Source organism: Vaginisenegalia massiliensis, from assembly GCF_900604935.1.
Taxonomy (GTDB): Bacteria; Bacillota; Bacilli; order Lactobacillales; family Aerococcaceae; genus Vaginisenegalia; species Vaginisenegalia massiliensis.
The window spans coordinates 1-16299 of the sequence record NZ_UWPC01000001.1 but is presented as its reverse complement, the minus strand read 5'-3'; the positions used below and the strand labels follow the sequence as shown (position 1 = coordinate 16299).

15 protein-coding genes are annotated in these 16299 nt (G+C 37.9%); 2 read left to right on the top strand and 13 right to left on the bottom strand.

Annotated features, from left to right (window positions below; all coding sequences use genetic code 11):
• Positions 1-42 precede the first annotated feature (42 nt).
• From rseP to rpsB, 7 genes are all read right to left on the bottom strand, one after another.
• Positions 43-1308 (bottom strand): RIP metalloprotease RseP, encoded by a 1266-nt coding sequence (rseP, locus tag EIH20_RS00080; protein ID WP_124057315.1) that lies wholly within the window; start codon positions 1306-1308, stop codon positions 43-45.
• 9 nt (positions 1309-1317) lie between these two features.
• On the bottom strand, positions 1318-2112 hold the full coding sequence (locus EIH20_RS00075) for a phosphatidate cytidylyltransferase (RefSeq protein ID WP_124057314.1): 795 nt from the start codon (positions 2110-2112) through the stop codon (positions 1318-1320).
• Positions 2113-2123: 11 nt separating this feature from the next.
• A complete protein-coding gene (locus tag EIH20_RS00070; protein ID WP_124057313.1) occupies positions 2124-2855 on the bottom strand; it encodes an isoprenyl transferase in 732 nt (243 codons plus the stop codon).
• A 134-nt stretch (positions 2856-2989) separates the two neighbouring features.
• Entirely contained in the window at positions 2990-3547 is a 558-nt protein-coding gene (gene frr, locus EIH20_RS00065) for a ribosome recycling factor (protein ID WP_124057312.1), read from the bottom strand.
• A 254-nt stretch (positions 3548-3801) separates the two neighbouring features.
• A complete protein-coding gene (pyrH, locus tag EIH20_RS00060) occupies positions 3802-4527 on the bottom strand; it encodes a UMP kinase (protein ID WP_124057311.1) in 726 nt (241 codons plus the stop codon).
• Positions 4528-4598: 71 nt separating this feature from the next.
• The gene (tsf, locus tag EIH20_RS00055) at positions 4599-5477 is read right to left on the bottom strand and encodes a translation elongation factor Ts (RefSeq protein WP_124057310.1); all 879 of its coding nucleotides are present in this window, start codon (positions 5475-5477) and stop codon (positions 4599-4601) included.
• Positions 5478-5634: 157 nt separating this feature from the next.
• The gene (gene rpsB, locus EIH20_RS00050) at positions 5635-6414 is read right to left on the bottom strand and encodes a 30S ribosomal protein S2 (RefSeq protein WP_124057309.1); all 780 of its coding nucleotides are present in this window, start codon (positions 6412-6414) and stop codon (positions 5635-5637) included.
• A gap of 227 nt (positions 6415-6641) precedes the next feature.
• Here rpsB and EIH20_RS00045 point away from each other — a divergent pair, with 227 nt between their 5' ends.
• Entirely contained in the window at positions 6642-7814 is a 1173-nt protein-coding gene (locus tag EIH20_RS00045; protein WP_124057308.1) for an Mbeg1-like protein, read from the top strand.
• Positions 7815-7950: 136 nt separating this feature from the next.
• Here EIH20_RS00045 and EIH20_RS00040 read toward each other — a convergent pair whose 3' ends face one another.
• From EIH20_RS00040 to EIH20_RS00015, 6 genes are all read right to left on the bottom strand, one after another.
• Positions 7951-8703, bottom strand: coding sequence for a hypothetical protein (locus EIH20_RS00040; RefSeq protein ID WP_124057307.1), 753 nt, complete (start codon positions 8701-8703; stop codon positions 7951-7953).
• Complete coding sequence (gene floA / locus EIH20_RS00035; RefSeq protein ID WP_206424084.1) at positions 8700-9683, bottom strand: flotillin-like protein FloA; 984 nt, start codon at positions 9681-9683, stop codon at positions 8700-8702. Before floA ends, EIH20_RS00040 begins: the two co-directional genes overlap by 4 nt.
• Positions 9684-9705: 22 nt before the next feature.
• Positions 9706-10305 (bottom strand): NfeD family protein, encoded by a 600-nt coding sequence (locus EIH20_RS00030; RefSeq protein ID WP_164470825.1) that lies wholly within the window; start codon positions 10303-10305, stop codon positions 9706-9708.
• A gap of 282 nt (positions 10306-10587) precedes the next feature.
• Positions 10588-11790 (bottom strand): AI-2E family transporter, encoded by a 1203-nt coding sequence (locus EIH20_RS00025; RefSeq protein WP_124057304.1) that lies wholly within the window; start codon positions 11788-11790, stop codon positions 10588-10590.
• Positions 11791-11982: 192 nt separating this feature from the next.
• Positions 11983-14595 (bottom strand): ATP-dependent chaperone ClpB, encoded by a 2613-nt coding sequence (gene clpB / locus EIH20_RS00020; protein ID WP_420894247.1) that lies wholly within the window; start codon positions 14593-14595, stop codon positions 11983-11985.
• Positions 14596-14735: 140 nt separating this feature from the next.
• Entirely contained in the window at positions 14736-15074 is a 339-nt protein-coding gene (locus EIH20_RS00015) for a metal-sulfur cluster assembly factor (RefSeq protein ID WP_124057302.1), read from the bottom strand.
• A 155-nt stretch (positions 15075-15229) separates the two neighbouring features.
• Between EIH20_RS00015 and EIH20_RS00010 the strand changes: the two genes are divergently transcribed.
• On the top strand, positions 15230-16045 hold the full coding sequence (locus EIH20_RS00010; RefSeq protein ID WP_124057301.1) for a Cof-type HAD-IIB family hydrolase: 816 nt from the start codon (positions 15230-15232) through the stop codon (positions 16043-16045).
• The last annotated feature ends 254 nt before the right edge of the window (positions 16046-16299 follow it).

Below are 16299 nucleotides of genomic sequence, written 5' to 3'. Positions count from 1 at the left end.
AAATAAGGATGCTAGCTCTCCCCGCATCCCTATCTAATCAGTCTAATTAAAGTAACGCATGATATCATTCCAAGTTACAGCAATCATGAAAATAGCTAGAATAGCCACTCCCACTAATGTGATAACCCCTTCTTTTTCCTGACTTAGCGGCTTACCTCGCACTAATTCCACTAAATTAAGAACGATTTTACCACCATCTAATGCTGGAATTGGAAATAAATTAAAGACCCCAAGATTGGCAGATAACATCCCCATTAAACTAAGGGTAGAAATAAAGCCATATTTAACCACTTGACCGGTCATTTGGGCCATAGCTAAAGGCCCTCCAAATTGATTCAAATCAAATCCTGATTTAAACATTCCTGCCACGACAGCAACGACCATGGTCATTACTTCCCAAGTCTTTAGAAATCCATAACTCAAACGCGTGGCAAAATCGGTGCGATAAGCTGGAATAACTCCTAATTGACCATAAACTTTACCGGAATTCGGATCTTTTACCGCTTTTATTTTCAATGATTTTTCAAGGACTTGATTACCTCGTTCTAATTCAAAAATCAGTTGTTTATCAGGCGCTTCTGCAACCAGTTTTACCATTTGGTCCCAGTCCTTGACTGGCTGGTGATTAATAGCTTTCACCCTATCCCCCGCTTTTAACTGGGCTTGAGCGGCTGGAGTGTTTTTGATAACTTGTCCAATTTGAGCTTGTGAACTTGGAATGCCAGGAACTAAGAAGCCAATAACTGTAAATACAATAATGGACAAGATAAAATTATTCATAGGACCAGCAAAGTTCGTTTTGATCTTTGACCAAACACTGGCTTGTTCATAGGTTTGATCCCAAGTAGCAATGGGAATATTAGTTCCATCGGCTTCAATTACTCGAGCTTTTGGATCGACATCAAAACGTTTGCGGTCTTCTTGACCACTGGTATAACCAGCAATCGACAATGTCTTCGATAAATCGCATTCATCCACTTGTAGCGGCATTTCATTCCCTAATATTTTTTCTGATAAGTTTAGTCGGGTAACCTGATTTGCTTCATTGAAGGTCAACCCAACTTCCATACCAGGTTTGACCAACTCTTCTTCATTTAAACCAGCTAAACGTACATAACCACCCAATGGTAAGAAGCGCAAAGTATAGGTAGTTCCATCTTTACCTTGATGAGCAAAAACTTTTGGCCCCATTCCAATTGAAAACTCGCGGACTAAAATCCCCGCTTTACGGGCAAAATAATAATGACCAAATTCATGAATAACAACAATCACTGAAAAAATCAGCAGAAAAACCAATAATGTTTTCATTTATGTATCCTACCTTACTAAATTTATCCAAATCATAAACATAAAACTGGTAAAAATGGTGGAATCAAAGCGATCAAGGACGCCACCATGTCCAGGCAATAATTTACCTGAATCCTTAACCCCAAAATGGCGCTTATAAGATGATTCAACCAAATCACCAAGCTGACCCACTACTGAAAGACAAACAGTTAGTAATAAATAATTATGGGTCTGTCCGAGATTGGGTTGAAAGACATTTACATACAAGGTTGCTACAATAATGGCACACAAAACACCACCTAGTGAACCCTCAATCGTCTTATTTGGGCTTATATCAGCAGCAAGAGGTCGTTTACCAAACCGTTTACCAATTAAATAAGCCCCAATATCAGTAGCCCAAATAACAATGAACTGGAAGAGAATCGTCTTTAACCCCATATCGCGCATTAGAATCATAAAACGAAAACCAAAACCGATGTATAAGGCGCCAAACATTAAGACTGAGGCATCATCAAAATTGAAAGTACGGTGTAGATATACGGTCAATGTTAACAGTGCCATACAACAGAGATAAAACATAAATTCTGGATTCAAACCTGACACAATAACCTGGAGGTAACGAACCGGAACAAGGACAAAACATAAAGCCAAACTCGAAATTAATCCCACTGAATTAAAGAAAGGAATATGCTTCATTCGGGCAATTTCATGGAGACCAATGACCCCCAAAACAAACATAAACCAAGCAAAAGCTGTTCCACCTATGAAAACCAAGGATAATAAAATCGCTGCTCCGATTATGCCACTAATTAGTCTCGTTTTCATGGGTGTCCTCCTTACGCTTCAAGAACTTTACCAAAGCGCCGTTGGCGTTGATTATAGGCTTCAATGGCCCGATCAAATTCTTGGCTATTGAAATCTGGCCACAAAACATCAGTAAAGTAGAGTTCGCTATAAGCTGCCTGCCATAATAAAAAATTGCTCAGGCGTAATTCGCCACTAGTTCGGATTAGTAAATCTGGTTGGGCCAAAGTGCCATATCGACCCGTCGTTAATTTGGATGCTAACACGTCCTCATTAATTTCATCAAGTAATCGCTGACCCTCTTTTACTTCTTGAGCAATTTCTTTCACGGCTTGAATAATTTCAACTTGACCACCATAGTTGATGGCAAAATTTAAAATCATACCATCACAAGTGGCAGTAGCTTCAATTGCTTGATGAAGGATATCCTGGGTTTCTCTAGGCAAAGCTGTCGTATCGCCAATACATTCAACTTTGATATTATTGTCAATTAATTCTGGTAAAAACGAATTAAAGAATACTTTTGGAAGTTTCATTAAGAAGGAGACCTCCTCTTCAGGACGGCCCCAATTTTCAGTTGAAAAAGCATACAGAGTCACCAGTTTAACACCTAATTCGTTGGCACGAATCGTGATTTCCTTGATCGTTTCTACGCCTTTCTCATGACCGGCCACCCGAGGAAGCATTCGTTTTTTAGCCCAACGACCATTACCATCCATGATAATGGCAATATGTTGAGGGATCTGCTTAAATGAAGTCGTCATTTCATTGCTCCTTATTTTTGTATCATTCTAAATTGTGTCAATTCGCTATTTAAGCGAATAAAAACATCCTATCATGTTGTCAGAAATGCCTTGAGCATTAAACGCCATGATAAGATGCTTAAACGAAGTCAGGCTTATTCTAAAATTTCTTTTTCTTTATCAGCCGTAATGGTATCAATTTTCTTAGTATAGTCATCAATTACTTGTTGAATATCTTTTTCGTAGGCCTTGAAATCATCTTCAGTAAGTTCGCCTTCTTTAACTTGTTTTTTGATAGTATCTAAAACATCTCGACGAATGTTACGTAACGAAACTTTCGCGTTTTCTTGTTCTTTACCTACTTGTTTAACTAGTTCAACCCGACGTTCTTTTGTCAAGGCAGGCACGATTAGACGAATCACATTACCATCATTGGCTGGCGTAATTCCTACTTCGGATTGGAGCAAGGCTTTTTCAATATCAGCTAAGGATCCTTTATCATAAGGGGTAATTAACAACATTCGCGCTTCCGGAACTGTAATGGAAGCAATTTGGTTTAAGGGGGTTGGAACGCCATAGTACGTCACATTAACCCGATCCAAAATACTAGCATTGGCTACGCCGGCACGAATGGATCCTAATTCTCGTTGATAAGCTTCGATTGATTTTTGCATCCGTTCATGGGTGGTTTTAATTAGTGAATCTGTTGTCATAAATATATCCTCCTAAAGAACAATTTAATTTCTTAACTATCCAATATTATACCACATGTTTAGCCCAACTTCCTATTCAATCGCTAAGCTTTCATAGAAAAATACCGAATACCTGCCAAAATACTCAAATATACTTACCCAAAATAATGTTGTTAGGTCAACTTGATATTATGCATTGACGTATTAATGACTTAGTCTAAACAAAAAAAGATTCACTCAATAAAATTGAGCAAATCTTTTTAATCAGAATTGTTTTATTCGTGACCGCCAACGACCGTCCCAATATTTTCACCACAGACAACGCGACGAATATTTCCGGACTCATTTAAATTAAAGACAACCAATGGAATATCATTGTCCATACTTAATGATGAAGCCGTTGAGTCCATAACTTTTAGACCTTTAGCAATAACGTCCATATGACTTAAATTATCAAACTTAGTCGCTGTTTCATCATGCCGTGGATCTGCATTGTACACACCATCCACATTATTCTTAGCCATTAGGATGACATCTGCATTAATTTCAGCAGCTCGTAGGGCTGCTAAGGTATCCGTTGAAAAATAAGGATTTCCTGTTCCACCTGCGAAGATAACGACACGCCCTTTTTCAAGATGACGTATAGCCCGACGACGAATATATGGCTCAGCAACTTGACGCATTTCAAGAGCTGTTTGAACACGCGTTGGCACCTGATTGTTTTCAAGAACGTCTTGTAACGCTAAGGCATTCATAACAGTAGCTAACATACCCATATAATCAGCTTGGGCACGTTCCATACCCATTTCTTCACCAATGTGTCCACGCCAGATGTTTCCACCACCTACGACAATAGCAATTTCTACACCTAGAGCATGTACTTCTTTAATCTCATCAACCATAGTCTGAATCGTTTGAGGTTTAATCCCAAATCCTTCATTACCAGCCATGGCCTCACCACTTAATTTTAAGATGATACGTTTATATTTTGGTTTATCCATACTTCCCCCACCTCTTTAGCTTTTCCTAAAAAAAGCCCCATAATGGGGCTTAGTAAACTCAACAAATTAAATTATTTACCCATTTGAGCAGCAACTTCTTCTGCAAAGTTATCTTGACGTTTTTCCATTCCTTCGCCCACTTCATAACGAACGAATGTAGAAATAGTTCCGCCTTTAGTTGCTAAGAATTCTGCTACTGTTTGGTCAGGATTTTTAACGAAAGCTTGTTCAGTTAAACTGATTTCAGCTAAATATTTATTCATACGACCTTTAATCATTTTTTCAACGATATTAGCTGGTTTACCTTCGTTTAAAGCTAATTCAGTTTGAATTTTTTCTTCGTGTTTGTAGTCTTCTTCAGATACATCTTCACGAGATACGTAACGAGGATTTAAAGCGGCAACGTGCATCGCAACATCTTTAGCTGCAGCTGCATCATCAGTTCCTTTAACTAAAGTTAGAACACCGATACGTCCACCCATATGTAAATATTCACCAAATACATCAGAAGCTTCTTTGGTAAGTAATTGGAAACGACGTAAAGAAATTTTTTCACCGATAACTGTTGTAGCTTCTTTAATCATGTTATCAATACTTTCACCATTTACTTCTAAAGCTAATGCTTCTTCCATAGAGGCTGGCTTACCTTCTGCAATTGCTTTAACAATCACACTAACTAAATCTTTGAATTTATCATTTTTTGAAACAAAGTCAGTTTCAGCATTTAATTCAATAATGGCAGCAGTTTCACCATCAATATAAGTAGCTGTCACACCTTCTGCTGCAATACGATCAGCTTTCTTAGCTGCTTTAGCTAACCCTTTTTCACGTAAATAGTCAACAGCTTTGTCCATATCGCCATCTACTTCAACTAAGGCTTTCTTAGCATCCATCATACCTACGCCTGTCATATCACGTAATTCTTTAACTTGTTTTGCTGAAATTGCCATTAATAAATCCTCCTAAATTCAATTGGTAGTTCTACTATACTATAGCATAGTATAGCCTAAAAAATAAATATAATAAAAAACTGTCTCACACAGGCACCTAGCTTTCGAGCCTATGGTTTGTTTCCTGCTATGAGACAGTCTCTTTAATCTTTATAAATTATTCAGCTTCTACAGCTGGTTTTTCTTCGTTTGATTCGAATAAGTTATCAAAGAAATCTTTATCAGAAGCTTCTTCCGTTACATCCTCAGCGATGTTTCCTTGGTTTGATTCGATAATTGCATCAGCCATAGCAGCTGCAACTAATTTAATCGCACGAATAGCATCATCATTAGATGGGATAACAACATCAATTTCATCTGGGTCACAGTTAGTATCAACCATAGCCACGATTGGAATGTTTAATTTGTGCGCTTCTTGAACAGCAATGCGTTCTTTACGTGGGTCAACGATAAAGATTACGTCAGGAATTCTTGGCATATCTTTGATACCGCCTAAGAATTTTTCTAAACGATCTTGTTCCTTACGAATTTCGATAACTTCTTTCTTAGGAAGCACATCGAAAGTACCATCTTCAGCCATTTTTTCAATAGCTTTTAAGCGTTTGATACGTTTTTGGATGGTATCCCAGTTAGTTAATAATCCACCTAACCAACGGTGATTAATGTAATATTGACCTGCACGTTTAGCTTGTTCTTCAACAGCTTGTTGAGCTTGTTTCTTTGTACCAACAAACAAGACAACGCCGCCATCAGCAGATGCTTCGCGCATATAGTTGTATGCTTCATCGACTAATTTAACGGTCTTTTGTAAGTCGATAATGTAGATTCCGTTACGTTCAGTAAAGATGTAACGTTTCATTTTTGGGTTCCAGCGACGTGTTTGGTGTCCAAAGTGCACACCAGCTTCTAACAATTGTTTCATTGAAATAACTGCCATAATTTGTATTCCTCCATTTGGTTTTTATTTTCCTCCGAACAACTCAACTAATCATTAGACTCTAATTCAAGAGCACCCTAATCACTATCCTTGTTCGTGTGAATTGGTTTTTACACCGTTAATCATTCTAACTTAAGTCCGGTCATATTGCAAGGGAAAATTTTCTGTTTGGTATAAACATAATAAGTCTTTAACTTATGCTACACTATAAGTAAGGAGGGATAATTATGGCTACTTGTGTCGATTATTTAATGAAGTTTCGCAATATCCCCTTTGAAGAAGAACCGATGAACGAAATCGACCGACTCATTCTCAATGAAATCCTCTACTTGCCGATTGATTCCTTGGTTACTTCTAGTTTTGATCCTGAAGAAGGCTTGAGTCCGGAACAATTGTGTCAAAAATTTTACCAACACTTCCCTGATGCTAAACCGCTAAAAAAATTAATGTTCACTCCGAGTCGTTTACGCTTACTAAAGTTAATGCAGTCAGCTACTCGCTACCAAGACCTCATCCTACTCGGCTTTCATCAACAATTTAATCCGGATATAAACCAACAATTCGCCGCTGCATTGTGGCTTTTACCCCAAATAAAGGAAATTCAAGTTGTCTTTCGAGGAACAGATGATACCATAATTGGTTGGAAAGAAGACTTAATGATGTCATACCAGGAACCTGTTCCAGCCCAAATTGCCTCCGCCTTTTATTTAAAAGCTGTATTTCATCAATACTCAACCTATCGCTATTATATTACAGGACATTCAAAAGGAGGCAATCTAGCCATTTATGCCTCTGCCATGCAAAGCCGCTCATTTCATCAGCAATTAATCCAAGTCTCTGCCTATGATGGTCCAGGCTTTCACGAATCGTTTCTTAATTCTCAAGGTTACCAACATATATTGTCCAAGATTCAACTATTTATTCCTCAAGATTCAGTGGTGGGTAAGATGCTTGTTCATCGAACTCCCTACATTATAGTTAAAAGTAAAGCCTTTGGTCTCCATCAGCATTTTGCGACTAATTGGTTGGTTGACAATCACCACTTCATTCAAATCCCTTTTTCGTCTAGTTTTAGTCAAACAGTCGACTGGGTTATAAAGACTTGGGCCAACGATTATACCGGCGATGACCTAGCCTTTTTCGTTGAAACCAGTTTTTATGCCCTTTTAGCTACTGGAGCTGTTTCACTAGACGAATTCAGTAATGACCTTCGCTATTATCTAAGTAAAATAAGACAAGCATCAAACCAATTAAACCCAACTGACAAACATCGCTATGAGACCATGCTTAACCATTTACTGCGATTGACACTGAAGAAAATACGCCAAAATCGAAAAGAGAAACTCTCCATATTGAAAGACTCCTTACAGATAAAATGGTTCAAACATCCTCCCCTTTAATATAAAAATTATTCCCATTCGAATAACCCCTCTCGTTCCATTAGGCACAAAAAATCCGTTTGACTATCTGCATAAAGCTGATAATCAAACGGAATTTTTTATTTATAAATATTAGCTCACATCAGTCGATAAATGATTATAAGCGACTATGTTTGGCCTTTGCCGGACCAAAGATTTCTTTAGCAACCATCATGTCTTTATAAGAAATGGCTTGTAAACGACCCTGAGCTGGATTCAGCTTTACAACAGGTCGATGATGAACTTGAAGAAATTCTTCTTGATCATCGCCGACTAGCGAATTTTCAAACTGAGTAAGTTCATCTAACCAGGCAGCCTCTTGATCGCTAGTTAGGCTAGAAGCCAACTCTTGATCAACCTTTGCTAAAGTAGATTCTTCAGGATGGACATCAATCTTAAATTCTTGACTGTTAGATGATTGATCCGGCTGCACAATTTCCTTCTCTGGTATATATTGTGGAAGAAATTCTTTAGTTATTTCTTTAAGCCCCGCTATTTCCACAAGAGGTTCAACTGTTTTAGAAACAAAGTCGCGTCCTAAAGTTTGATTGTTCATCGCTACTTGTGTCTTAGATTGACTAGATTGAGCTTTATTTTGAAGTTTCATCAATAATAAATCGCGTTTAATTTGCGGATCCATTTCAGTATGACTGGTCATTTTTCGCTCTGTTTGTTTTATTTGTTTATCAAGATTATCTTTCAAATGAGTATGATTAAGATTTCTCTTACCATGATTGATTGCCTCTATTTGGCGTTGATACTTCTCGGTTGATCGAGAAATCATCTTCAAAATCTTATTTAATATCGCAAAAAATATGCTGAAAAAACTAATGATTAAAGCTAACAGAACGAATAAATCATTCAAGGTCATGATTCTTGTCCTTGAGTCGTTTGGTGAGGAGCCTCTTTAGCAATGGATTCCCTCATCGCTGTATCGGATTGGATATTTTTTAGATTATAATAATCCATCACACCCAAATTGCCCTTCTTGAAGGCTTCCGCAATAGCCAAAGGCACTTCGGATTCAGCTTCTACCACTCGCGCTCTCATACGTTGAACTTCAGCTAACATCTCTTGTTCTTCTGCTACTGCAAAGGCGCGACGTTCCTCAGCTTTTGCTTGAGCAATTTTCTTATCAGCAACGGCTTGATCGGCTTGCAATTTCGCACCGATATTTCGGCCGACATCAACATCCGCAATATCAATCGAGAGAATTTCAAAAGCGGTTCCTGAATCTAACCCTTTGCGCAAAATGGTTTGCGAGATTGAATCAGGGTTTTCTAAAACAATAGAGTGCTTAGGCGCACTACCAACAGTAGTGACAATCCCTTCACCAACCCGAGCGATAATAGTTTCTTCACCCGCTCCGCCGACTAAACGTTCAATATTGGCTCTGACTGTAACTTTAGCTTTAGCTTTAACTTCAATCCCATCCATAGCTACTCCGGCAATAACCGGTGTTTCAATAACTTTAGGGTTAACTGATACTTGGACGGCTTCAAATACATTTCGGCCAGCTAAGTCAATCGCTGCAGCTTGTTCAAACTCCAGATCAATATTAGCCCGTTGGGCAGCAATTAAGGCATCAATTACCATATTGACATTCCCACCAGCAAGGTAATGGGCTTCTAATTGATTTGTGTCGATTTTCAAGCCAGCTTTAGTGGCTTTAATTAATGGATTAATGATCTTAGCAGGAGCAACCCGACGCAAACGCATACCCACTAAATCACCAATTCCAACCTTTACACCTGAAAAATAAGCTGTAATCCACAAGCCAACTGGTACAAAACGGAAAAACAAGAGAATAAATAGGAGAACTAGAATTGCTAAAATAATCCCGCCCGCCATAGATTCTCCATATAAGATAGTATTAGTCATTTACTTCCCTCTCTTCTACATAAATAGATGAACCACTAACTTTAACGACTTTCACAGGACGATTTGCTTCAATCATATGTGTTAAACTTATGACATCATAGTATTTTTGGTTGATTTTTGCTTTACCAACCGGACGTAAATCAGTTATCGTTTCCCCAGCTTGTCCCAATAAATCAGGATCATCTTTGGAGCTAGAATATCCAGCATCGCGAGTTAAATTCGTAGCTAGAATAAAGTTTGAATTTAATCGCAAAGAGTTTCCTAGTTTCATCATGATTACACTGACGATTATGATAACCAAAGTTAAATAAATGATCGCTAATAGAGATTGGGTAAAATCTCCTAATTTAAGATTAATCGCATAGCCGATAGTGACCAAACCTACGAGGCCTGCTATGCCAAAGTCAGGAACATATAATTCTACCATCAATAAAGCAAATCCAATTAAACAAATCACGAAAGCCAAAAAATAAGACTGAATGTCGAAGTATAAACCCATAAAAGTCATACTGGCAAGAAAGTATACAATTTGCGGCTTCAAGAAGACTGATAAGGATAAGCAAACACCACTTATCAGCAGCCAAACTATCATAATCATCCCTCCTTTATGGTCAGTATATACCATTTAAAATCATTTTAAAACACCTAATATTATTCAAATGTTGATTAAATTATTATATAAATTTACAAAGTTTGTTTTTAAGTTCAATGTCTAATAAGGCAATTATTGAAAGCCCTATTTGTAAAATGATATTTATGAGAAAATCACCTTAGCAAAACAACCCCTTAGCATGACTAAGAGGTTGTTTTAAATGGAATAATGATCGATCTATCCGTCGCGAACATACAGTCATAATATCGACCTGAGTTATTGTTATTGATCCAACAAACTAATTCCTTCTTCTTGCCTATCATCCCGCTCAAGGGCAGGACGGATCAACGATCTCCCCGAACTTTCAAGATTAACCTGTTGTCGATTGTTGATATCTTGACGGAGAAGTTTATATAAGGTTGCGGCTAAAGGAACTCCTATTAACATACCTGGGATTCCAAATAGGCCCCCAAAAACAGTAACAGAAACCAAAACCCAAAGACCTGGCAAACCAATCGAGCCACCCACAATCTTAGGATAGATTAAATTTCCTTCCAACTGTTGAATGACCGTAATGAAAATGACAAAGAAACAGGCTTGTTTGAATGAAACCGTTAAAATTATGATAAAACCAATAACAGCAGAAAGATAAGCCCCTAATACAGGAATTAGGACTAGAATTCCGGTTACTGCTCCAATCATACCAGCAAAAGGCAATTTCAAAATAAACATACCTGAAGTCACTAATATGCCTAAAATAAAGGCTTCTATCACTTCACCCGCAAAGAAATTGGCGAAAGATTCATCAGCCACTTTTACGATGTTCTTAAAATAGACATAGTCTTGCTGATTCAAATAGGTAGACAAGATTTTATCAGCTTGGCGCTGGAGAGTTTCTTTCGTTGACAAAATATAGAAGGATAACATAATGGCCAAAACCAAATTAAGAATATTCGTTGCTGTTGTAGCTAAGAAAGTTACAGAACCTGACAAAACACGTTTGCTAATTCCATTAAAATAGGTCACTAAATTCTGTAAAACTGCTTGAATGTCAATACCCATCGATTTTAAACTAGTCGATATTTGTGGATAAGCTTCCTTATTAGCTTGGGTCCAATTGGAAATTTCTTTAGCTACTGCCGGTAGAGTCTCAGCAAACTGCCCAATCGCAGAAATGAACTGTGGTACCACTAACCAAGTAATAAAAGTTAACACACAGCCAATGGTCAAAAAGGCCAATGCCATACAAATAGGTCGTCGATATTTCGCTTGCCACCCATCCTTTTTATCACGAAACCAAAATTTTTCATAGCGACTCATTAATACATTTACCACATAAGCAATAGCAAAGCCCATAAAGACAGGTGTTAAAACATTAAACACTTGACCAATAAATCGCAAAATATGATTTGAATTCATAACTGCTAAAAATATTAAAGCAAGGATGAGCAAATATTTCATAATTAATCGATCAATTTTCTCCATAGTTCACATCCTTTTCATTTCTTCTAAGAATATAGCATACCCTTGAGCAAGATAACAGTCTCAAGCCTGATTCTACTTGAATCTAGACAAAAAAATTAATCTAACTCATCGCGAGTTAGGTTAATTTTTTTACATTCAACAAAGAATTTGGTCAACTAAAATGACTCACGTAATAAACCGTTCAGACTACCCTTAGTCAGCTTTTGGCTCAGCTTTGAAGATGAGATGTTCTGGTTCACAAGTCTCTAGACTAACTTTGACCAACGAATTCGGATAAATATCACCTTTAATTAAGGCTTTGGCTAAAGGAGTTTCCAATTCTTTGGTAATAAAACGCATCAAAGGACGGGCTCCATAAATTGGGTCGTAACCTTTTTCAGCTAACCAATTTACAGCGTCTTCTTCAATATCCAATTCAATATCTTGATTATGCAAACGATTTTCAAGTTGAGCCAACATTTTATGAATGATACGGTTCATGTGACGCATAGAAAGCGGTGTGAACATGACAATATCATCAATTCGATTTAGGAATTCGGGTTTAAAGTGGCTCTTTAATAAGTGATCGATTTGCTCTTGAGCTTGAGTCGTGATTTGTCCCTCTTGATCAACACCCTCTAAGAGTATAGGCGAACCAAGGTTACTTGTCATTATTAAAACCGTATTTTTGAAATCAACTGTACGACCTTTAGAGTCTGTTAAACGGCCATCATCTAAGACTTGCAAAAGAATATTGAAGACATCTGGGTGAGCTTTCTCAATTTCATCTAGCAAGACAATCGTGTACGGATTACGTCTCACGGCTTCGGTTAATTGGCCGCCTTCTTCATACCCAACATATCCTGGAGGCGCGCCAACTAAACGCGAGACTGTATGTTTCTCCATATATTCGGACATATCAATTCTAACTAAATGATCTTCAGCATCAAATAAAGTTTCAGCTAAGGTTTTGGCTAATTCTGTTTTACCGACACCCGTTGGACCTAAGAACAAGAAAGATCCAATTGGACGATTTGGATTCTGTAATCCAGCCCGCGAACGGAGGACTGCCTCGGCGACTTTCTCAACGGCTTCTTCTTGACCGATGACACGTTGATGAAGGGTTTCATCTAATTTCAATAATTTTTCACGTTCACCTTCAACCAGACGATTCACTGGTATGCCGGTTAAGCGTCCCACCACTTTAGCAATTTCCTCATCTGTTACCGCTTCTTGTGTCAAACGATTTTCTTGTTTTAAGTCTTGTTCCGCTTCAAATTCACGTAAAGCTTTTTCTAATTGTGGAATTCGCCCATGACGTAATTCAGCGGCTTTTTCTAAATCATAGTTTGCTTCTGCCTCTTCTAGTTGACGGCGTGCTTCTTCTAAACCTTGTCTTTTTGTTTGTAAAGCATTGGCTGCTTCTTTTTCAACTTCCCAACGCATTTTTAAACTATTAGCCTGTTCCCGAAGTTCAGCTAATTCTTCTCGAAGTAAGTCTAAACGTTTTTTGCTGGCATCATCGGTTTCTTTCTTAAGGGCTGCTTCTTCAATTTCCAACTGCATTAAACGACGATTCACTTGATCCATTTCCGTTGGCATTGAATTCATTTCAACCCGAATCGTAGCACAAGCCTCGTCAACGAGGTCAATAGCTTTATCGGGCAAGAAACGATCGGTAATGTATCGATGAGATAAGGTGGCAGCAGCTACTAAAGCATTATCGTGAATATTGACACCATGGTGAATTTCGAAGCGTTCTTTAAGACCCCGTAATATCGAAATAGTATCTTCTACCGTAGGTTCTTTAACTAAAACACGTTGGAAGCGGCGCTCTAAGGCTTTATCTTTTTCAATATTTTCTCGATATTCATCTAAAGTAGTCGCACCGATACAATGCAATTCACCACGAGCTAACATTGGTTTTAACAAGTTTCCAGCATCCATTGACCCTTCTGTTTTACCTGCACCAACAATGGTATGAATTTCATCAATAAATAAGATAATGTGTCCTTCAGCTTGTTTAACTTCTTTAAGAACGGCCTTAAGTCGTTCTTCAAATTCACCCCGGTACTTAGCCCCGGCAATTAAGGCTCCCATATCTAAACTGAAAATTTCTTTATCTTTAAGGTTTTCCGGTACGTCTTTACGAACAATTCGATGAGCGAGGCCTTCAATAATGGCTGTTTTACCAACCCCTGGCTCACCAATTAAAACCGGATTATTCTTAGTTTTACGTGATAGAATACGAATCACATCACGTATTTCTTCATCTCGACCAATTACTGGATCGAGTTTATTCTCTTTAACTGCTTTAACTAAATTAGTCGCATACTTAGCCAGTGATTCATAATTTGCTTCTTGATTTTGTGATGTCACACGATCTCCTCCTCTTAATTGCTGGATTCGTTCTTTCATTTTTTCTTCTGTCACGCCATGACTTGTTAAGTATTGTGTTAAAGGATTCCCTTTTTGATCAAATAAAGCTAGAACAAACACTTCCGTTGACAAAAAATCATCCTGCCATGACTGTGCTATCTGATTTGCTTTTGCAAATAACTGATTTAAACGACTTGAAATACTCTGGCCGTATTGAATGTTCGCTCCTTCAACCATCGCTAATTTATCAATCTCTGCTTCGATTTTGACTTTAAAGTCAATCACATTTAAACCAAGATCTTGATATAGATTCGTCGTAAAAGATTCTGGCTGAACTAAACTCAACCACAAATGAGGGATATCGATTTCTTGATGTTTTCGGGTTTGGGCTATTTGTTGAGCTTGACCCAAAGCTTCTTGCATACTTGTTGTCATTTTTTCTATCATATTCATTCCAACCTTTCCTTCATGATTCAAAGGTCAACTTTGGTCAATTAATTTTCCTTAAAAAGGAAGCCGATCTCAGGCTTGATAATATCTTAACTCATTGGTCAGAAAAGGTCAACAATTATTTTGACTATTTTTGACTATAGTTTAACTCCTAAGGCAATTCGGGCATAGCGACTCATTCGTTCTGGAGTCCATGCCGGATACCAGACAAATTCCACATTAACTTCTTTAATTGCTTCTATTTTGAGTAGCTGTTGCTTAACATCTTGGACAATCACATCAGCTAAGGGGCAACCAATTGTTGTCAAGGTCATTTTCACTTGGCATAGGCCTTCTTCATTTAAATCCACTTCATAAACTAAACCAAGATTTACAATATCGACTCCTAATTCCGGATCAATGACTTGTTCTAATTGTTCAAAGATTGCGAATTTTAACGCTTCTTCTACTTGAGTCATTTTTATTTCATCTGCCATGATTAAGGCCTCATTTCTCAAACTATTTTACCTATTTATTGTGTCATATTTTCACCACTGATATCAAGTTAAATGCTAATCATTAAAGTTAATCAAGATTGTCTTCAATTTGAATATTGGTTATAATGCTTAGGAAAATGTAAAGGAGCGAAAGTATGAAACAACATCTGATTGCGATTGACCTAGATGGTACAACTTTAAATAATCAATCTAAAGTGAGCCCGCTCACGATTCAAACCTTACAAACATTAGATCAAATGGGACACTTAGTCTGCATTGTCACAGGACGTCCCTATCGAAATAGTGAAGCTATCTACCGGCAATTAAATATCCAAGCTCCTATGGTTAACTTTAATGGAGCCTTATGTCATTTCCCAGGAAACGATCAATGGATTCCATCCTACCATGTCTGCCTAGACAAAGAAATGGCTTTTGAATTATTTAGCCACCAAGAACAATTGGAAATTAATTTACTCTGTGCAGAGGGCCGTGATCAACTTTTTACCACTTCTATGGCTCTACCAGACAGTCCCTTTTATCCGGTTGACCGATCTCATGTTTATCGATTAAGCCGAGAATCTTTAACCTATGATCCCACAGCCTTAACCATTTTCTCTCACGAAAGCAAACAAAAAGAAATCGAACAAAATATCTTAACTGTCTACGGTGATCAAGTTTCTGTCCGTACTTGGGGCGGCCAACTTCCCTGCCTCGAAGTTGTTAGAAAAGGCATCAATAAAGCAATCGGTGTCAAAGCCATTGCCGAATTCTACCGTATTCCTCAAGAGGCCATTCTGGCTTTCGGTGACGAAGAAAATGATTTAGAAATGTTAACCTACGCAGGTCTTGGTGTTGCAATGAAAAATGCCAATCCTGAACTCGTTAAAGTTAGTCAAGACCAGACTGATTTCACCAATGATGAGGATGGACTTGCTCGTTATCTTATCCAATATTTTGGTTTGACCAACTAAATACTTTTTTTGCGTCAAATCATCTTTACAAATAGTCAGTAAATATCCACCAGCGTAGCTGGTGGCTTTACGGTCAGCCCTAGAAGGGCTTGTTACTGCGAGCCCCTTAAAGGGGCTTTTTTTAATGGACTGCCAACCGCAAACTCCCTTTACCTATTTTGCAAAGGGATCAATATACTCTTTTTTACTTATACTATCACTCAGTCTATCTTCTATTTCTTGATCACGAATATACTTTTCGATCATCTTCTGAT